Raw genomic sequence first — 22,289 nt, forward strand, 5'->3', positions numbered from 1 at the left:
TGCAATAAGCTGATTCGTTCTCCCAGAGTTGCAGTTTGCTTTCACAGTCAGAATTATAAGTTGCTTTTGACGGAGTATTCGATAAAAAAAACAAACCAAGCAGTGTTTAAGGAAAATTATTAATATCAAAAATAGGCTTTCTAATTAAAACATAACGAATAAGGCAACAGGATTTTGCACACACTAATAAAAAGCCCTGATAAATCATTAACAGATTTATCAGGGCTTTGTGCTTCAGTATATTTTTCACAGCGATACTGGAAAGCTGTTTTGAAAACGATGAAATGCCGTTACGGCTAGCTACAAGTTCTCAGATTCAGTAACTCCCGCCTTACAAACTTAAGTATTTTTGATAAGCATTATCCCAATCTAGAGTAGGATTTGGCTTGAATTCTTCAACTTCGAAAGAATCCCGAACCACCTGACGCATGGCCTCCAACGATTGCAACGCACCCATCGCTTTGGCCTGCACCAAGATGTTTCCGGTAGCCGTAGCTTCTGTTGGTCCTGCAATCACTGTCAACTTCGTTGCATCGGCAGTCAACTGATTTAAGAAGCGATTATTCGCGCCACCTCCGATAATGTGGATTCGTTCAATGGGCTGCTCACTAACCATACGAATCTGCTCCAGTGTGAAGCGATATTTCAGGGCAAGACTATCGTACACACATCGAATAATTTCGGCATGAGTTTCCGGACTTCCCTGCCCGCTCGCCTGACAATAATCGTCAATGGCTTTGGGCATATTACCTGGATTCAGAAATACCGTATCATCGGGATTGATCAGATATTTAAAAGGCTCAGCACCTTTCGCCAGCTGCACCATCTCGTCCCAGCTATAATTTTTCTCTTTCAGCCAGGTTCGGCGGCATTCCTGAACAAGCCACATCCCCATGATATTTTTCAAAAAGCGCGTCGTTCCTTCCACACCGCCTTCATTGGTATAGTTCATTTTCAGGGTTTGGTCCGAAACCAAGGGCTGGTCGCTTTCAATTCCCATCAACGACCAAGTACCGGAGCTGATATACGCGTAATTTTTATCGATAGCCGGAACTGAAGCGATTGCCGATGCCGTGTCGTGTCCGGCCACAGCAACAACAGGAACCTGAAGGCTGCCAGTCTCTTCTGCAACATCCGCCTGAATGGTTCCGATGACTGTTCCCGGATCAACCAATTCGGTTAATATTGAGCTCGGAATGCCGGCTTTATCCAACAGCTCGGTTTGCCATTCCTTTTTGCCTGGAACAATCATTTGACTGGTGCTGGCAATCGACAATTCAGTGACTGCCTTTCCCGAGAACAAGTAATTCAGGGCATCCGGCATAAATAAAATCTTATCGGTAATTTCCAGCAACGACGATTGATCCTTCACCATAGAAAACAACTGGAATAAGCTATTGAATTGCATAAACTGAATTCCAGTTTGCAGATACACCTCTTCTTTGGGAACCTGCTGAAACAAATCTTCCATGGCCGTGTCGGTCCGGGAATCGCGGTAGGCAAAGGGCAGCGAGATAAGCATGCCTTCTTTGTTCAGATGAACAAAATCGACACCCCAAGTATCCACGCCAACCGAATCGGGCTGAATACCAAACTCCTGAACACACTTCTTCAAGCCGGTTTTTAGTTCATTAAACAAGCTAAAAATATTCCAGAAGAAATGTCCCTGGATTAATTGCATCTGATTTTCGAAACGATGAACTTCCGTCAACTCCAGCTTTCCATCGTTCAGCGTCCCCAGGATAGCTCTCCCGCTTGACGCTCCCAAGTCAAAAGCCAGAAAATTATTTTTTTTCATATATTTTGTCTTTGATCGTTTTGTGCTTAGATCAAACAAATAAAAACAACTTCGGAAAGAAGTCTATCCTGTTCAATCCTGAGCGGCAGCCTGAGGAACTTTTCAGGTCTTATTCTGCAGGTGTCAGCCGTTCGTTGGCAAAATCAATAAACTGCTCCCAATCATAAGAGGTAATGTTGTGCTTTCCGGCTCGGATGTGGTAACCAATAGTTCCAAATACAGGCGTATCCGGCACAGGCATTTCAGTCACAGGCAACCCTTCCTTTTCATATAATCCATATACTTTCCCGGCTTCAACAGCTGCCAAAAACTCGCCTTTCGGATCGGCCCATAAATCTTCAGTAGCACTCGTAACATATAATGGGCGTGGTGCGATCAAGGCCAGCAACATGTGCTGATCGACCGGAAGTTTTTCTTCCCGGGAAGAATACTTGCTTAGGTTTTCGCAAAACCAATGTGGAAAGGCATGCGTAATGACACCAACCGTTTCGCCAAATTGTCTTCGGGACAGAGCAGCGCCCAGACACCCCGAGTTATTTGACACACACATGGCAAACCGCTGATCAAGAGCCGCAGCCCACAAAGCAGCTTTCCCTAAACGCGAGTGACCAACAACAATGACTTGAGAGGAATCAATATCGGTATCGCTTGTAAAATAATCCATCGCTTTGGTCAGTCCCCAAGCCCAGGCACTAATCGTTCCCCACTCATCATATCCCGGACGAAATTGTCCCAGCTGGTAGGAAAATGGGTGAATGCCATCCTGAAAATTATCCCGATCCGGATCAACATCGCCACAATAAATAGTAGCCACCCCATAGCCTGCTTCGATGATGGTCTTGACAGGCCAGCGCTCACTTTTAGCGCCACGCGACTGCTCGGTCACCTGGTTGTGCACAATGCCAAGCGATGGTTCGTCGCCCACCCACGATTCGGTTAAACGAATATCAGGGTCATCAGCTACAGTATGGTTTCCGCTAAAATTATAGCCCACAAACAGAGGGGCTTTTTCATTTATCTTAGGCAGATACAGCAGAATTTCCACGCTTAATTCTTGATCATCTTTTCTAAAAATCAGTTCCACCTGCCGCCGCTTAGCCAGGCCATCAAATGCATCTCCGGCTTGCTCATGCACCACAACCTCATCAATGTCTATTTCCTTGGGGATTTTACCATACACTTCCTGCTGAAAAAGCTTCACGATTTCAGGACGCCGAATTTTCTCCCAACGCTTGGTATTTTTGATTTTTCGCCCGCTTTTAGAAATCAGTAATTCTGGAAGGTTGTAGCCAGGCACTTCATTTTCATCGTAATTCACGTCACTCCGCTGAGCATTAACCTGAAGGCTACAAACTAGTGATATAAGGAGCACACAATATTTCATAACAGCTTCGTTTATTTTAGGTTTCTTTAGTGGCCAAATACTGATCCGATCAAAAATAGGAGTTTTCTTTTGAAACAAAGAATTCGTAGTGATTCTTCTGCTGTGAAGAACCTATCTTACTTTGCAAGTCCTCGCCTACTTATTCCGGCTTAATTCCTGTAAAAATATTCATCGTAATGATTTTTGCTACTCTGCTCTTCCGATGAATTGGTCGGCAATTCCGGATCACCATTTCCTTTTCGCTTCAGAGCCCGTGCCTTACTTGTTTGTGAAATTAATGACCAGGCCATAATCAGACTCGAAAAGATGATCACGACCAGTAAGGCCCCGCTTTCAAATTCAGGCACTTTAAAGTCTTCGGGAATAGCAAAAAACAACAGAATGGATATCAAGCCGCGTGGAGCCAAAAAAATCTGTGGGAAGATATCTTTTCGTTCCACCGTGAAAAACATGAAATAGCGAATGACATACAAAATCAGCAAGAAAAGGCCACTCATCATCCAAACTTCCCAGTTGACCAATGTTTCGACAGACAAGCTAATTCCGAAAACAACAAAAAAGAAGGTGCGGACCAAAAAGGAACTCTCAATAGTTACCATCTTAAAGTTTTCAAACAGTCCGTCTATCGCTTTGTCGTTAAGCCATCGTGATAACCGGCCCCACAGCAAAATTTTGTGATTTCGAAGCAACAAACCAAACATCAGAATAATTAACAACGAAGAAAGGTGAAACAACTTGGCCACCGCATATAACAGTACAAGAACAGCCAAAAACAGGAAAAAGCGGGCACTTGTTTTAATGTACTGAATCACATAAGTCAGTCCATAACTTAGCACCACTGAAATAACCAGGGTAAGTATAATGTTGCTGCCCACCGCAAAAGCGACTTCACCCGCTCCGCTGGCGTTAACATTCTCAATCAGGAAATAAAAAAGCATGATTCCAAGAATATCCGAAAAGGTACTCTCATAAATCATAAATTCGCGTTTGTCTTTACTTAAGTTTGCTACACTGGGAATGATAATGGCACTACTCATGATGGAGAACGGAATGGCATAAATGAGCGCCGGAAAAAATTCCATGTTCTGGATGAAAAACTGAGTGACATAAGCAATTAAAACGGAAGAGAATGCCAGAGATGCAAAGGCAATAACAAATGATTTCCAGATAATCGGCCACTTCTCCTTCTTCAGTTCGAGATCAAGCGCAGCTTCAAGCACAATCATGATCAACCCAACAATACCAAGCACTTCAAGTGTATTGTAGTATTGAGGTACAATCCCATAATATTTCAACACCTGCTGAAGTCCCAAGCCCAGCAGAATAAGCATTAATACACTGGGGATATTTGTCTTCTGCGCCAAAAGATTAAAGAAAAAAGAAACGATCACCACTACACAAAGACCAATCACAAACAAATATGCACTCATGAATTCGCTTTTATTTTAAGCTCCAAGATACAAATAAGCTTCAAACAGTCTACGATTTTTTTGTTTTTCGGTTCGTGCATAAACCTTTCCCAACGGGTGATTCAGCCATATTTAGCCATAAAAAACACAGAAGTTAACTATAACCAGTCACTTAAGGTTGTCCCATATAAAGATCAAACATTTGCTTAATCGAACGTGGTTCGCCAATAATGGTCAACACATCATTTTCCTGCATCACCGTGTAGCCATGAGGTGCAAAAGAGCGTCCATCACGTTCGACAAGCGCCACCAACACATCGGACGGAAATTTGATATCTTTCAGCTGCTTGCCAATCATCTCAGCCTGTGTTGTATTTTTCAACAGTCTTACCGTGATGAAACGTTCGTTATGCAGCAGGTATTCCTTGATCTCCCGATCATTGGATTGAAGCAACATATTTTGCACAAAGTCTTCACGTTCAACAATATTCATTAGCCGCGACAACATCCGCAACTGTAAGCGAAACTCCTTAGCCGGATTAACCAAAAAGAAAAATACTTTAATATGATCCACGGACTGGATATCTCCTTTACCAACCGGCTTGGAGATACCCGGATTGGCAAGCACAATATGCAAAGTTGGCTCTTCGATCTTTTCATATCGGGCATATTGAATGGACACCTCGGGCATAACCAGTGCAGGATCAATAGCAGACAGGGTATGAAATTCTGTTACGAGGAACTCTTTGTCGATCGCCATCTCTTTCGACAGCGAATCGGATACTTGATCCACCAGACCATTAAAGTCTAAATCCGAATGGGCCGTCACAATTCTCGCCTTAATAATGGTGGTATCAAACGGATCGCCCTGCCGAAGACCTTTTTCTTTCAAAATGGTCATAAATTCATTTTCCAGTTCCACATGCTGGTTTTTCCCCAACAAAGCGAACCAGTGAAAAACAGCTCCTTCGCGCTTGACTTTACCTTTCGCATAGTAATTGTACCAGAGCACCGCCAGGAAAGTGATTAATCCGCTAAAAAGAATCGCCATCCATCCCATGTAAATAATCAAAACCAAAGAAATAAAGATTCCGGCCACCTGCATGCCCGGATACAAGGGTGACTTAAACCCAGGATCATACGATTCGATGTTGCTTTTTCGAAAAACGATTACCGCGAAGTTGATCAGCATAAAAATGATCAGGTTGAAAGTACTGGCCAATTTAGCAATGCCTTCTTCTGAAAAAACCAGGATGAAGATAATAACCAAGGCAGTCGTCAATAGGATCGAAGTAATGGGTGCACCGCTTTTCCCAACCTTAGAAAACATTGGGGGGAAAAGTTTGTCGCGGCCCATCGCAAACGGATAGCGGGAAGACGAAAGCAAACCGGCATTTCCCGTTGAAGCAAAGGCAGCCATGGCGGCTCCAATCATCAGGTAAGTTCCTAAATCACCCGGCAGCCAGCTGAAAAGATGCTTCGCAACAGTCGCAGCGGGTGCCAGATCTTGAGCAAAATCGGTAGGATTGATTATGGAAACCATTATAAAAACCCCTAAAAAGTAGATTGTGCCTGTAACAATCAGCGATAAAAGCATGCCTAAGGGAATATTTCGCTCCGGATTTTTAATTTCTTCCGCCACACTGGCAATCTTGGTCAAGCCCAAGTAAGAAACAAACACAAAGCCAGCCGTGGTTATCACACCTTCAAATCCGTGCGTGAAGAAAGGTTCGAAATGATTATTAATCGACGGTTTGTCGATTCCTTCGGTAAAAAAGATCCGGAAAAGCCCTTCAACAACAAAAGTACCCAACACCACCAATAAAAAAATGACGAAGAAATTTTGGAGTCGTGAAGTCTTCTTGGCGCCAATTAAGTTAAGGCCCATAAAAAAGAAAGTTGCAGCAATAGCAATCGTTTTGACAGGTACGTCCCAGAAAAAAGCGGCATAAGCACCTATACCCACAATGGCAAAAGCGGTTTTAAACACCAGCGCCAGATACGTCCCTAAGCCGCCAATCGTACCAATTAATGGCCCCAAACTGCGATCAAGAAAAAAATAAGCCCCTCCCGAACGTGGAAGCGCTGTGGAAATTTCAGCTATGCTAAACATGGCAGGAAGGATAAGCAAACCTGCCACCAAATAGCCAATAAAAACAGACGGTCCGGTAAATTGGGAAGCCAGACCTGGCAAGAGAAAAAAGCCGGAGCTAAACATGGCTCCCGTGCTAATTGAAAAAACATCAAACAGACCCAATTCCTTTTTTAACTTTTCTTTTTTAGCCATACGCTCTGATTATGGTTGCTAAGGTGTTCCATAAGATGCTACTGATGACTATCGTGTCCATTTTAAATATACAACTTTATTAAAAATCGACAAGCACTTTAGAACACCGCCTTGTCCTTTTTTCCAGAAGGAAAAGGCTAGGTTTATTAACATGAAAATCGTCTTTCAAAACCAACAATGCCATCAAGGTTCAGCACAGCCATTTTTTTGAAAAACCTTATATTAATAAGTTCCGAAGAGGGATAAAAGTTTATGCATCTTATTCAACAACACAAAAAAGTGGGTTTAACATACCTTGAATTACCGGAAAAGATCACAGCCGAGCTTAATGACCATGAAGTTATAAGTACTGAAAACAAGCTCATTCAGCAAGGGCACCCCAAAAAGTTCGCCAACAGAAGACGAACAGAAAATTAGTATGTATCGACTCTATCAATCATAGGCTGATAGGCTTTCGCTTGAGTTTCGTGACGGGCAACCCGCAGCGCATTTTTAGCCAGGGCTTCCAATTCGTCTTCCCCGGGATACACATAAACACGACCTAAGAATCCAACTTTCCTCTCAATATAAGCCGTGATGTAATCACTATAGGCCACCCCTCCGGTAAGCAGAATACCATCGATTTGACCATCCAGAACAACAGCCATTTCGCCAATTGCTTTAGCCACCTGGTATGCCATGGCATCCTGAATTAGCTGCGCTTTCGCGTTTCCCTGGCTGGCCATTTCTTCGACCTCCCGGGCATCATTAGTCCTTAAATAGGCCACATAACCACCTTCGCCCACCACCATACGCCGAATATCCGCTTTGCTCATACGACTGTCAAAGCACCAATCGATGATTTGCCCGGTTGGCAAGCCTCCACTTCGCTCAGGGCTGAAAGGACCATCGCCATCCAAGCCATTGTTTACATCAACTACCCGCCCTTGTTTATGAGCTCCTACGGAAATCCCCCCGCCCAGATGGGCAACAATCAGGTTCAGTCTTTCATAGGGCACATCGTGCTTTTTAGCATGTAAACGGGCTGTGGCCTTTTGGTTGAGCGCATGAAAAATAGATCGTTTTTGAAACCGGGGATGCCCCGTAATTCGGGCAATTTCGTCCAGTTCATCTGTAACCACCGGATCGGCGATAAAGGCTTTTGCTCCCGGAATTTGGTTGGCAATAAAGTCAGCAATCAGCGGCCCCAAATTACTGGCATGTTGTCCGTAAACGCCTTCGCTGGCGTGTTTCAACATATCATTATTAACCAGGTATACCCCCGACTCCAAAGGATAAGTCAGGCCACCCCGTCCAATAATGTATTTCAGGCTATCCACATCAAAACCTTCTTCCATCAAGGCATCAATGATCATCCCCTTCCGATAGTCGAATTGCTTTAAAATACTTTTGTAACTGGACAATTCATCGATGGAATGACGCAAAGTTCTATTCAGCTTACATTCATCATTGAAATAAACAGCAAATTTGGTTGACGTAGAACCTGGATTAATAGCTAAAATTCGGTATTCATTCATAGTTTTAATGACTCATTAATGCAGCCAAAGCAATGGAATTCAATTTAGTTTGCGTGCGATCGCCCCGGGATGATAAAACAACCGGGACCTTGGCACCGACAACTACTGCAGCCTGTTCGGCCTGACACAGTTTGGCATTGGTCTTGTAAAACACATTGCCGGCATCAATGTTTGGAAAAAGCAGACAATCCGCATCACCAGCCGTTTCTGAGTTCATCTGTTTAATAGCTGCCGACTCTTGATCGATGGCGACATCCAAAGCCATCGGCCCATCGACAAAAGCGCCGGGGAACTGCCCTTCTACTGCCATCTGTTTCAACTTAGCAGCATCAACACAAGCAGGTATCGATTCAATCACTTGTTCTGTTGGCGCTATCAGTGCTACCTTGGGCTGCCTGATTCCCAGCTTTCGGGCTACCTGAATCAGATAGCGAACCATGATTTCTTTCTGCTTAAGGCTTGGATACGGAATGATAGCCACATCTGTAACAATTAATAATTTGTGGTACGACTTGTTGTCGATTAGCGTAACATGGGTGAGCAAGCCTCCTGGGTCAACCAAGCTAAATTGCTTATTTAGAATAGCACGCATGTACTTATCGGTGCTGATTAGGCCTTTCATGACCAAGTCGGCCTTTCCTGCCTGAATCAGCTTAACTGCCTCCAAGGCTGATTCATCTTCAGAACATGCCTCGATGATTTGGAAGTTGGCCGCTTCAATTCCCAATTGCTCGCAGCTTGTTTCAATACGCTTTTTATCACCGGTAACAATAACCTCCACGATACCAAGCTTCCGGGCATGCTCGGCCGCTTCAAGACTATGATTGTCGACTCCGTTGACGACAACCATCCGTTGGGTTGGTTGCTCTTTGGCTAAAAGCAACAGCTCTGTTATGTGTTTTATATTCATTTGCTCATTATATCAGTGTAAAGATAGACTAAGAACAGTTGAATTTACAGAACAAATATCAATCTAAAAAAATGTTTTTAAACCCCTGAAAAACAAAACATCCGACACATTGCTGCATCGGATGTCAAATGAAAAATATTTTTAATCCTGAACTTTCGGATTCTGATTTTCAAACTAAAACAACTTACGATTTCACAAGTTCCTTCACTTTTACCTCAGTATCCAAAGCAATCATTAATTCTTCGTCTGTCGGAACGACCATCACTTTTACGGGTGAATCGTCGGTACTGATAACAGCTTCTTTAGCACGAAGTCCGTCATTCTTTTCATTGTCCAGGTAAATCCCCATACACTCTAATTCGCCAGCAGCTCCAAAGCGTGTGGTATCACCATTCTCACCAATTCCACCGGTAAAAATCAAGATATCGACCCCACCCATTGCTGCGATGTACGAACCAATGTATTTCTTAACGCGATAGTCATAAATATCAAGCGCCATAGAAGCCCGCTCATTACCTTTATCTCTTGCATCTTCAATTTCACGCATATCTGATGAAACGCCAGACAAGCCGAGCATTCCACTGTGCTTATTAAATAAAGTATTCGCCGATTTAATGCCCAGCTCTTCTTTTTCCATGATGTAAGTAACCACACCAATGTCGAGATCACCGGAACGAGTTCCCATCACCAAGCCTTCCAAAGGAGTGAATCCCATGCTAGTATCAAACGATTTGCCATCTTTAATAGCAGCAATTGAAGCTCCATTTCCTAAGTGACACGAAATAATTTTCTGTGTTTCGTAGTCGCGGCCCAGCAGTTCACATGCACGTTTGGTAACGTAGCGGTGGCTGGTTCCGTGAAAGCCATAACGACGAATGCCATATTTTTCATACAACACATAAGGAATACCATACATGTACGACTTCGCGTCCATAGTTTGATGAAAAGCCGTATCGAACACCCCTACTTGCGGGATTCCGGGAATCAACTCTTCCATGGCATGAATCCCCTTTAGGTTTGGTGGATTATGCAACGGAGCCAGGTCAGTACATTTAACTAAGGCATCAATTACTTCATCAGTAATCAATTCGCTGGAGTGAAAATACTCTCCACCATGCACAACCCGGTGTCCAACCGCATCAATTTCTTCGAGACTCTTCAGGCAACCATATTTAGCGCTTGTTAGTACCCCAAGAATATATTCAACACCACTTTTGTGATCTAAGATTTCACCTTCGAAAACAATTTTTCGTCCGTCTGCATGTTGGTGCTTTAAAAATGAGCCTTTCATGCCCAGCTTTTCAACTCCTCCTTTGGCAACCACTTGCTGGCCATCCATATTGAAAAGTTGATATTTTATGGAACTGCTTCCGCAGTTTAATACCAGAATTATCATTCCTTCAAAATTTTCGTTGAGATTGTTTTTTAACAAATATTTGCGCTGTTTAAGATCCGGGTTCCTTCCTCATCGTATTCATAGAAACCTTTTCCGGTAGAAACGCCCAACTGCTTGGCACGTACCAAGCGCTTAATAAATGGAGACGGTTTAAAATGAACGTCACCAAATTCAGCATAGATGTTTTCCATCCAACGGACAATTTTATCCAAGCCCATTTTATCGGCCAATTCAAATGGTCCCAATCTCATTCCCTGCCCAATTTTCATTGTGGTATCAATATCTTCCATCGTGGCTATCCCTTCCATCAGGATTTCACAGGCTTCATTGAGTAAAACCACAAAAAGACGAACGCTTACCAGCCCTGCAGACTCTTCAACAGGAATAATTGTCCGGTTGATGAGTTTGACAAACTGACAAACTTTGGCATAAGATTCTTCAGACGTATAAAGTCCTTTGACAACTTCCATGATCCGCGATTCGCGCGATGAAACAGAAAAATGAAAGCTGATGCAGCGATCTTTATATTTCATTTCCGACGACAGTTCGGTAATGATGATCGTGGTCGAGTTCGTTGCGATAATGCAATCGCGATCAACCACTTCTTCAATCTGCTGAAAGATTTTTTTACGTTCCTTAATTTTTCCACCACGGTTAACCGCACGGATGGCTTCCACCACAAAATCACAACCTGCCAAATCCTTGTAATCCAACGAACCTTTGATTCGCGAAAGGATGGCTCTTTTTTCACCCTGAGTCAAGCCCCAGTGTTCAATCCGGTTATCCAGAACTTTTTCAATATTCCGGTAAGCTTCTCTGATTTTCTCTTCGCTAACTTCAATAAAAACGACTTCAATACCGTAGAAGCTCGCCACGCGGGCAATATTCTGTCCTACGAGTCCACAGCCTACCAAGCCGATTTTAGAGAAAAGCGCCTTTGAAACTTGTTTCTTAATTAAACCAAATTCTTCAATTGGTTCATAAATAACTTCACTAGCCATTTGCAACTAAATTTATTCGAACGAGGTAGCCGCCTGATTAGAGGTAATCGCTACCATATTAACAATATCACTTACCGAACAACCTCTGGATAAATCGTTAATTGGAGCTGCCATTCCTTGCAGAACGGGTCCAATTGCTTCGGCTTTAGCCAGTCGTTGTACTAATTTATAGCCAATATTGGCTGCTTCCAAACCAGGGAATACCAAGATATTCGCACGTCCGGCAACTTCACTATCAGGAGCTTTCAACCGGGCAACATCCGGCATCAAAGCTGCGTCAAGCTGCAGTTCACCGTCAATCTTCAGTTCGGGAGCCATTTCTTTGGCTAGTCGGGTTGCTTCCACAACCTTATTAACCCGCTCGTGCTGGGCGCTTCCTTTAGTTGAAAAGCTCAACATGGCTACGCGTGGCTCCATTCCAACAATGGCTTTAGCTGTTTTGGCTGTTGTTACAGCAATTTCAGCTAGTTCACGTTCATTGGGATCGGGCATAACAGCGCAGTCAGCGAAAACAAGAATTCCGTCATGTCCAAAGTGTGGATCATTCACGAACATCAAAAAAGCACCGGAAACGACACTTACGCCAGGTAAGGTTTTAACAAACTGAAAGGCGGGACGCAAAACATCACCAGTAGAGTTAACAGCACCGGCAATTTCGCCATCTGCATCGCCATTCTTAATCATCATAGGCGCGAAAACCAAGGGTTCGTCCAACATCTCCAACGCCTTTTCCCTGGTCAGACCTTTTGACTTTCGGATTTCCACCATCATGTCAGCATAATGCGACCGACGTTCGTCAGTCTTGGGATCAACTACAACAGCTCCTTTGATGTTTACGCCACACTCTTCGGCTGCCTGCATAATTTCTACCGGATTTCCCAATAAAATAATCCGGGCAATATTTTCATTTAAGATGATTTCTGTGGCTCTCAAGGTACGAGGTTCAGTTCCTTCCGGAAGAACAATTCGTTTTTGATAATTCTGAGAGTTCTTAATAACACGTTCAAGTAATTTCATTCGAAAAAAACTTATCTGATTTATTAATAGCTGCTTGCCATGCTTTTCCTGTCAATGGGCAGAAACAGACAAACAAGCAAGTTGTCTTTTCTTATCTTGCTTTATCTTTCACACACAGATACCAAATTAGCTCATGACTAGCTGGTACGATCATTTCATCTTAAGGTTTAAGATTTTTAACTTTCGAGTAAAAGATTCAAAATGCAAAAGTAGCGAAAATAACCTCTCCATTTCCCCAAACAAAGATAATTAATTGTTAATCCTGAGAATTATTCGTTTTTTGAACCCATTGTTTTTAAGCTGCAAACGAACAAAACACAATCGATTGCATGAAGATATAAGGTTTTTCGACAGTAAAACAATGCAAGGCAATTTTGAGCAAATGAAATCTGAATCATCACCTTTTACTCAAACATCCTGAAACATCTTCAACTCACCAAAATAAATTGATATTTTTGTTAGTCTACAAACTAAAATTAGCCATGAAAGAAACCGACCCGTTTTATACGCTCAAGCAAAATCTGGAGGGAGATGTTTACACCAGCAATGTGCAACGCATTATTTATGCTACGGATGCTTCATCGTACCGCGAGATGCCGCAAGCGGTATGCAAACCCAAATCAAAAGCCGACCTCCAAAAGATTATTACGTTTGCCCAAGAACATCAAACATCGGTGATTCCTCGTGCAGGCGGGACCTCCCTCGCCGGACAGGTTGTAGGGAAAGGAATAGTGGTCGATATTTCGAAATACCTGAGCAAAATACTTGAATTTAACGCAGAGGAACGATGGGTAATTATTGAACCTGGGGTTAACCTGGCAGAACTAAATCAATTTCTAGCTCCTCATGGGCTGCAATACGGACCCGAAACATCGACCGCCAACCGCTGCTGCATTGGCGGCATGGTGGGCAATAATTCCTGCGGACTGCATTCGCTCATTTATGGCAGTGCCCGCGATCATATTCTGGAAGCTGACTGTTTGTTGGCTGATGGCTCATCAGTTCATTTCAAAGCATTGAGCACCGAAGAATTTCAGGCCAAATGTGCTGGCAAGTCCGAAAGTATGGAAACCCGGATTTACCAAAACATCAACACCATCCTGTCTAATCCGACCAACCAGGAAAGTATCCGAAAAGAATATCCTGATCCCAAAGTGAAGCGCCGAAACAATGGCTATGCACTGGATGTCCTGCTCGAGACCGATCCATTTACCGGCAATGGTAAAAAAATAAACCTCTGTAAATTACTGGCCGGAAGTGAAGGGACACTGGCCTTTTCAAGCCAATTAAAGCTCAACCTCATCCCCCTTCCGCCCAAGCACAAAGGCTTGGTGTGTGCCCATTTTGATAGTTTACAGGAAGCTTACCTAGGCAACTTAATTGCCCTCAAACACAATCCCGGTGCCATTGAATTAATGGATGACATCATTATGAATTGCACCAAAGGAAATATTGAACAGCGCAAAAACCGCTTTTTCATTCAGGGCGATCCCAAAGCCATGCTCATGATTGAGTTTGCCCGCGAAACAGAGGCCGAGATTCTTGCTATTGCGCATCAACTCGAAGCGGATTTCCGCTCGGCTAAACTTGGCTACCACTTTCCGCTGGTTCAGGGACCCGATAACATCAAACGCGTGTGGGCACTTCGTACGGCGGGACTGGGTTTGCTATCCAATATTCCCGGAGACAAGCGCAGTGTAACCGTCATTGAAGACACTGCTGTCGCTCCGGAATATCTGCCGGACTACATGCGCGAATTCGACGAAATTCTGGCACGCTACGGACTCAGTTGCGTAAAGTATGCGCACATTGCCACAGGTGAAATTCACCTGCGCCCGCTTCTGAATTTAAAAGAAGAGGCCGATGTGGAGCTTTACCATACCATTGCTCGCGAAATAGCGGCACTGGTGAAAAAATACAAAGGATCGCTAAGCGGCGAGCATGGCGATGGACGGCTCAGGGGCGAATTTATCCCTTTCATGCTAGGCGAACACAACTACCAACTGATAAAAGATCTCAAACAAACCTGGGATCCGCATCGAATTTTAAACCCGGGAAAAATTGTGGACACCCCTCCCATTACCGAGAACTTACGTTTTATGCTTGGCGAAACCCGTAAGCTGGAAACCACCTTCGACTTTTCGGAACAAAAAGGCCTGTTACGGGCCGTGGAAAAATGCAATGGCTCGGGCGATTGCCGCAAGAGTGTGGCCATTGGCGGCAGCATGTGTCCAACATTTATGGCTACTAAAGACGAAGACAAAACAACGCGTGGACGAGCCAATATCCTCCGCGAATTTCTGACCCGGTCCGAGAAGCCCAACCCTTTTGATCATGAAGAAATAAAGGAAGTGCTTGATTTATGTATCTCTTGCAAAGCCTGCAAGTCCGAATGTCCATCCAGTGTAGATATGGCGAAGCTGAAAGCCGAGTTTTTGCAACACTACTATGAAAGTCATGGCATTCCGCCTCGATCATGGCTTATTGCCTATCTCCCCCGGCTAAACCAACTCGCCCGTTTGGCACTCCCCGTAAGCAATTGGATAACGGGAACCACCACCTTTAAAAAACTTGTGGGTTTTGCTCCCGAGCGGCAGGTTCCTAAACTGTCAAAGCTCAGTTTGCGCCAGTGGTACAAAAAACCGATTCAGCTCAATGGTTCTGCCAAAGGCAAGGTTTACCTGTTTGCCGATGAATTCACCAACGACAACGAAAGCCACATCGGAGTACAAGCCATTCTGTTGCTGAATAAGCTGGGCTACGAGGTCGCCATCCCCAAACACCGGGAGAGTGGACGAACCTACCTGTCGAAAGGATTGGTAAAAACGGCACAGAAAATTGCCAACAAAAACGTTGAACTCCTCCATCAACTGGTGACTAATAAAACGCCACTTCTGGGCATCGAGCCCTCCGCTATTCTGGCCTTCAGAGACGAATACCCTGAATTGGTCGGACACGAATTACGGGAAAAAGCAAAAGACTTGGCTCAAAATACCTTCATGCTGGATGAATTTATCGCAACTGAATTTGAAAAAGGAAACATCAGCCCGGAGCTGTTTACAAAAGAAACGAAACATATAAAACTGCACGGACACTGTCAGCAAAAAGCGGTTGCCTCCGCATCATGTACGAAGAAGATACTGGAAATCCCCTCCAATTATGCCGTTAGCGAGATTGCCAGTGGCTGTTGTGGCATGGCCGGCTCATTCGGCTACGAAAAGGAGCACTACGAACTCAGCCAACAAATTGGCGAGCTGGTGCTGTTTCCGGCTGTGCGCGAAGCTAGTTCCAAGGAAATCATCGCTGCACCCGGTACATCCTGCCGGCATCATATTGCTGAAGGAACCGGACGTGAAGCAATGCATCCGGTAGAAATTCTTTATGATGCCTTGGTAAATTAAGTCCCCTTAAGAATAAGACTCCTTCAACCAAACTAAAGGAATCAGAAAGATGAGTTTCTGATTCCTTTTTTTCGTCCAGCCACACCGAGTCACTCATTAACAGAAAGTTGAAACAGCTTTTTCAGTATTGCCTGAATGGTAATGCCAAGGATTCGCTCATCGAGAAAGCCCGTTTGAAAACTAATCCGGGCATTCAACCATTCATTATAACAATGTCTTTAACAAGGTATTGTCCCAAACTAAAAATTGTCATAACTTTTTATTCTGTTTTTCAATCAACATTTAACTTTACTGACTGAATCACTGAACATTGATTCCAATACAAAAGGGATCTAATCTATTTTTCAGGGAAATAAAACTCACATAGCAAATGTGAAGCACCCCACTATTACAACCTGAAAATGCGCCTTGCAAGCATCTTTAAATGAGTATAAACTCATTTTTTAAGATGAATACTGAATCTATTGAAGATTAAACTCAAACTACACGCTGTTATTTCTAAAAAACAAAAAAATGGTACGACGTATCACTAACTTACTAACAAAAGTTACTGATAATCACCCCGACGCATACTTCAATGCACTTTGCAAATTGATAAACTAAAAAAAGAATACTTATGAAGGAAAAATCTTTACCTCAGCCTCAAAAGCTTTTCAGCCTCTTGATGCTTACCATTTCTTTCCTGATGCTTAGTTTCATAAGTGTAGCTCAGGATGTAACAATCTTTACCGATAAAGACGACTACTGGCCCGGTGAATGGGTTATTATAACCGGCTCCGGCTGGTTTGACGACGATAGTGTTTTAGTGACACTTACGCACATCGACCCCAACATTCCGGATCACTCCCATGATCCGTGGTACATCATCCCCGATGCCAATGGCGACATCTACGATGATTGGTATGTTTTGGAACAAGAATTGGGAACCGCCTTTCAACTTACGGCCTTGGGCTACAACTCCGGCTGGTTTGCAGAAACCTTTTTTACAGATGCTTATCAGACTCAACTAATCAATCTGGGGCCAACAGAAGGAATTTGTGGTGAAGTCATAGAAGTCACTGCGCAGCTTCAATATAAGCAAGGATCAGACTCCTGGCAAAATGCTGCTGGCGAAACACTAACATTCATTCTCGGCTCGAACACAACAACAGCCATTACAGATGCTAATGGGATTGCAACAACCTCCATGACAATTCCAAACCCAGCCCCCACCGAATTGGAAGTGGATTATGCAGGTTCCGGAAGTGGGAACGAAGCTTATCAGAAAGAAAATGAATCAATTTCAATAGCTGTCACAACCGCTGTCGCAAATGCAGGCCCCATCAGTGGTGAAACGAATGTTTGTGCCAATGCAACAGCAATAGCCTATTCTGTTGCTCCCATCGATGGAGCACTAACCTACACGTGGACCGTACCAAGTGGAGCAACGATCAGTGATGGACAAGGAACTCCATCTATCCTGGTTGATTTCGGGGAAACCACCGGCAACATAAAAGTTACCCCAGCCAATGGATGTGAAACCGGAAACTCCCGTTCAAAATATGTAACAATAAATAACCTACCTAATAATACTTCGGGAGGATTTAGAGGCAAGCTGATATGTGCCGGAGAAACTGGACAACTTACATTCAATGCATTGGACGCCTATTTTTCAATACCCTACATCATTGAATATACCGATGGAACAACAATTTGGTCACAGGAAATAACAGATCCCGGAGAATTTACCTTTGACGTTGAAGTTAATCCTACAATAACTACCAAGTATTACCTCGTTTCAATCACCAATGGAAAGGGCTGTGTACGAACAGAGGGCCTCATGGATGCAACAGCGCAAATTACCATTCATGCATTACCGGAAGCTCCGATAGCTGCAGACATGGAGGTTTGCTACGACGGACAAATACATACAGGCAGTGCCTTGGCAGCCACACGCGAAACAATAGTATGGTATTCAGAAGCAAGCAATGGCACGAGGGTCTCCGCTCCATCAGGAACTGAACCAGGAACATATTCAGCCTATGCGGCGGCAAGAAATAGTCCAGGAGGATGCGAAAGTGAAACCCGCACCTTAGTAACAGTTACCATTAATGAATTGCCTGCTGCCCCAACTGCCAACCATGTGAACACAAGCTACAACGGTAATGAGCAATCAGCCTCGGCCAGTGCTCCCAGCGGTATCGAAATCGACTGGTACACCACCGAAACCGGTACAGAAACAACGACAGCTCCTACAGGCACTGATGTTGGAATCTACTCCGCATGGGCCGAAGCCCGGAGTACAACAACCGGCTGTGTAAGCGCTGAACGAACAGAAGTTATACTGGAAATAGAAAAGCGTCCAATCACCATCACAGCCGATGCCGGACAAACCAAAGTGTATGGTGAAGCTGATCCGGCAGCATTTACTTATACCGTTGGAGGTGATGGACTGGCAACTGGTGATTCTTTTGACGGAGCACTAAGCCGTGATCTTGGTGAAACAGTCGGCAACTATGCAATCACCAAAGGAACGCTCACCATCGTGAAGGGTGCGACCAATAAGGAAGGTAACTACAACATCACTTATACCAGTGCAAACTTGACGATCACTCAACTTCCGGTTACCGTAACTGCAGATGCGCAGAGCAAAACTTATGGTGATCTTGATCCTGCCCTGACTTTCGTATCCAACCCAGTTGTTGGAACGCCGCTGGCAAATGGTGATGTGATTGCCTTTACCGGTGCGCTTTCACGAGATGCTGGCGAAAATGTTAACACCTACGCCATCAGGCAAAACACGCTGGACAATGCCAACTACAACATTGCTTATACCAGTGCTGATTTGACGATTGCCCAACTGGCGGTTACGGTTACTGCTGATGCCAAGAGCAAAACTTACGGTGATGTCGATCCGGCACTGACTTTCGTTTCTGTGCCGGCTGTTGGAAGTCCTCTGCCAAATGGTGAGGTGATTGCCATTACAGGTGCGCTTTCACGAGATGCCGGTGAAACTGTTGGCACCTACGCCATCAGGCAAAACACCCTGGATAATGCCAACTATAACATCGCTTATACCAGTGCGGATTTGACGATTGGGCAACTGCCCGTTACGGTTACTGCTGATGCGAAAAGTAAAACCTATGGCGACCTTGATCCAACGCTGACTTTCGTTTCTGTGCCGGCTGTTGGTACTGTTCTTGCAAATGGTGAACTAATCTCATTTGCCGGAGTTCTGGATCGAAATACTGGTGAAGATGTTGACACCTACGCCATCATCCAAAATACGCTTGACAATGCCAACTACAGCATTGCTTATACCAGTGCGGATTTGACGATTGGGCAACTGGCGGTTACCGTTACTGCTGATGCCATGAGCAAAACTTACGGTGAACTTGATCCGGCGCTGACTTTCGTTTCGGTGCCGGCTGTTGGAAGTCCTCTGCCAAATGGTGAGGTGATTGCCTTTACCGGTACGCTTTCAAGAGATGCTGGCGAAACTGTTGGGAACTATGCCATCAGGCAAAACACCCTGGACAATGCCAACTACAGCATTGCTTATACCAGTGCGGATTTGACGATTGGGCAACTGGCGGTTACCGTTACGGCTGATGCCAAGAGCAAAACTTACGGTGATGTCGATCCGGCACTGACTTTCGTTTCGGTGCCGGCTGTTGGAAGTCCTCTGCCAAATGGTGAGGTGATTGCCATTACAGGTGCGCTTTCACGAGATGCCGGTGAAACTGTTGGGAACTATGCCATCAAGCAAAACACGCTGAATAATGCCAACTATAACATCGCTTATACCAGTGCGGATTTGACGATTGGGCAACTGGCGGTTACGGTTACTGCTGATGCCATGAGCAAAACTTACGGAGAACTTGATCCGGCGCTGACTTTCGTATCCAACCCAGTTGTTGGAACGCCGCTGGCAAATGGTGATGTGATTGCCTTTACCGGTGCGCTTTCACGAGATGCTGGCGAAACTGTTAACACCTACGCCATCAGGCAAAACACGCTGGACAATGCCAACTACAACATTGCTTATACCAGTGCTGATTTGACGATTGCCCAACTGGCGGTTACGGTTACTGCTAATGCCAAGAGCAAAACTTACGGTGATGTCGATCCGGCACTGACTTTCGTTTCGGTGCCGGCTGTTGGAAGTACTCTGCCAAACGGTGAGGTGATTGCCTTTACAGGAGCACTTTCAAGAGATGCCGGTGAAGATGTTGGCACCTACGCCATCAAGCAAAATACGGTGGACAATGCCAACTACGATATCGCCTACACCAGTGCTGATATGACCATTAGTCAACTCGCTGTGACTGTTACTGCTGATGCGAAAAGTAAAACCTATGGCGACCTTGATCCAACGCTGACTTTCGTTTCTGTGCCGGCTGTTGGTACTGTTCTTGCAAATGGTGAACTAATCTCATTTGCCGGAGTTCTGGATCGAAATACTGGTGAAGATGTTGACACCTACGCCATCATCCAAAATACGCTTGACAACGCCAACTATAACATCGCTTATACCAGTGCAGATTTGACGATTGGGCAACTGGCGGTTACCGTTACGGCTGATGCCAAGAGCAAAACTTACGGTGATGTCGATCCGGCACTGACTTTCGTTTCGGTGCCGGCTGTTGGAAGTACTCTGCCAAATGGTGAGGTGATTGCCTTTACCGGTACGCTTTCAAGAGATGCTGGTGAAACTGTTGGCACCTACGCCATCAAGCAGAACACCCTGGACAATGCCAACTACAACATCGTTTATACCAGTGCAGATTTGACGATTGGCCAACTGGCGGTTACGGTTACTGCTAATGCACAAAGCAAAACTTACGGTGAACTTGATCCGGCGCTGACTTTCGTTTCGGTGCCGGCTGTTGGAAGTACTCTGCCAAATGGTGAAGTGATTGCCTTTACTGGAGCACTTTCAAGAGATGCTGGTGAAACTGTTGGCAACTACGCCATCAAGCAGAACACCATGGACAATGCCAACTACAACATCGTTTATACCAGTGCAGATTTGACGATTGGGCAACTGGCGGTTACCGTTACGGCTGATGCCAAGAGCAAAACCTACGGTGAGCTCGATCCGGCACTGACTTTCGTTTCTGTGCCGGCTGTTGGTACTGTTCTTGCAAATGGAGAAGTGATTGCCTTCACCGGTGCGCTTTCAAGAGATGCCGGTGAAGATGTTGGCACCTACGCCATCAAGCAAAATACGGTGGACAATGCCAACTACGATATCGCCTACACCAGTGCTGATATGACCATTAGTCAACTCGCTGTGACTGTTACTGCTGATGCGAAAAGTAAAACCTATGGCGACCTTGATCCAACGCTGACTTTCGTTTCTGTGCCGGCTATTGGTACTGTTCTTGCAAATGGTGAACTAATCTCATTTGCCGGAGTTCTGGATCGAAATACTGGTGAAGATGTTGACACCTATGCCATCATCCAAAATACGCTTGACAACGCCAACTACAACATCGCTTATACCAGTGCGGATTTGACGATTGGGCAACTGGAGGTTACCGTTACTGCTGATGCCATGAGCAAAACTTACGGAGAACTTGATCCGGCGCTGACTTTCGTTTCCAATCCGGCTGTTGGTACTGTTCTTGCAAATGGTGAAGTGATTGCCTTTACAGGAGCACTTTCAAGAGATCCTGGTGAAACTGTTGGCAACTACGCCATCAGGCAAAACACGCTGGATAATGCCAACTATAACATCGCTTATACCAGTGCGGATTTGACGATTGGCCAACTGGAGGTTACGGTTACTGCTGACGCCAAGAGCAAAACCTATGGTGAACTTGATCCGGCACTGACTTTCGTTTCGGTGCCGGCTGTTGGAAGTACTCTGCCAAATGGTGAGGTGATTGCCTTTACCGGTGCGCTTTCAAGAGATGCCGGTGAAGATGTTGGCACCTACGCCATCAAGCAAAATACGGTGGACAATGCCAACTACGATATCGCCTACACCAGTGCTGATATGACCATTAGTCAACTCGCTGTGACTGTTACTGCTGATGCGAAAAGTAAAACCTATGGCGACCTTGATCCGGCGCTGACTTTCGTTTCGGTGCCGGCTGTTGGAAGTACTCTGCCAAATGGTGAGGTGATTGCCTTTACCGGTAAGCTTTCAAGAGATGCTGGCGAAACTGTTGGGAACTATGCC

At 44.7% G+C, this 22,289-nt stretch carries 11 protein-coding genes; 2 read left to right on the forward strand and 9 right to left on the reverse strand.

Going from position 1 to position 22,289, the window contains the following annotated elements; genetic code table 11:
• Positions 1-331: 331 nt before the first annotated feature.
• The 9 genes from rhaB to pta all read right to left on the reverse strand — a co-directional run bounded on the left by rhaB (position 332) and on the right by pta (position 12,719).
• Positions 332-1,798, reverse strand: a complete 1,467-nt coding sequence (gene rhaB / locus ACUNWA_RS16835) for a rhamnulokinase (RefSeq protein ID WP_445593098.1) — start codon at positions 1,796-1,798, stop codon at positions 332-334.
• Between the two features lie 109 nt (positions 1,799-1,907).
• Positions 1,908-3,182 carry a glucuronyl esterase domain-containing protein gene (locus ACUNWA_RS16840; protein WP_445593099.1) on the reverse strand — a complete coding sequence of 425 codons (1,275 nt, stop codon included), beginning with the start codon at positions 3,180-3,182 and terminating at the stop codon, positions 1,908-1,910.
• Positions 3,183-3,331: 149 nt separating this feature from the next.
• Positions 3,332-4,612, reverse strand: coding sequence for a cation:proton antiporter domain-containing protein (locus tag ACUNWA_RS16845; protein ID WP_445593100.1), 1,281 nt, complete (start codon positions 4,610-4,612; stop codon positions 3,332-3,334).
• A gap of 151 nt (positions 4,613-4,763) precedes the next feature.
• A complete protein-coding gene (locus ACUNWA_RS16850) occupies positions 4,764-6,878 on the reverse strand; it encodes an amino acid permease (protein ID WP_445593101.1) in 2,115 nt (704 codons plus the stop codon).
• A 413-nt stretch (positions 6,879-7,291) separates the two neighbouring features.
• On the reverse strand, positions 7,292-8,395 hold the full coding sequence (gene buk, locus ACUNWA_RS16855; protein WP_445593102.1) for a butyrate kinase: 1,104 nt from the start codon (positions 8,393-8,395) through the stop codon (positions 7,292-7,294).
• A gap of 4 nt (positions 8,396-8,399) precedes the next feature.
• Positions 8,400-9,305, reverse strand: coding sequence for a phosphate acyltransferase (locus ACUNWA_RS16860; protein ID WP_445593103.1), 906 nt, complete (start codon positions 9,303-9,305; stop codon positions 8,400-8,402).
• A 184-nt stretch (positions 9,306-9,489) separates the two neighbouring features.
• Positions 9,490-10,701, reverse strand: a complete 1,212-nt coding sequence (locus ACUNWA_RS16865) for an acetate/propionate family kinase (RefSeq protein WP_445593104.1) — start codon at positions 10,699-10,701, stop codon at positions 9,490-9,492.
• Positions 10,702-10,730: 29 nt separating this feature from the next.
• Positions 10,731-11,702: a 3-hydroxyacyl-CoA dehydrogenase family protein gene (locus tag ACUNWA_RS16870; RefSeq protein ID WP_445593105.1), complete on the reverse strand. Its 972-nt coding sequence runs from the start codon at positions 11,700-11,702 to the stop codon at positions 10,731-10,733.
• A gap of 12 nt (positions 11,703-11,714) precedes the next feature.
• Positions 11,715-12,719, reverse strand: a complete 1,005-nt coding sequence (gene pta, locus ACUNWA_RS16875; protein WP_445593106.1) for a phosphate acetyltransferase — start codon at positions 12,717-12,719, stop codon at positions 11,715-11,717.
• 482 nt (positions 12,720-13,201) lie between these two features.
• On the opposite strand from pta, the gene ACUNWA_RS16880 reads away from it, so the two are divergent.
• Both ACUNWA_RS16880 and ACUNWA_RS16885 read left to right on the forward strand, forming a co-directional pair.
• Positions 13,202-16,120, forward strand: coding sequence for an FAD-binding and (Fe-S)-binding domain-containing protein (locus tag ACUNWA_RS16880; protein WP_445593107.1), 2,919 nt, complete (start codon positions 13,202-13,204; stop codon positions 16,118-16,120).
• 616 nt (positions 16,121-16,736) lie between these two features.
• The coding region (locus ACUNWA_RS16885) for an MBG domain-containing protein (protein ID WP_445593108.1) at positions 16,737-22,289 on the forward strand (5,553 nt) is incomplete at its 3' end.

The organism is Sunxiuqinia sp. sy24 (assembly GCF_052677165.1).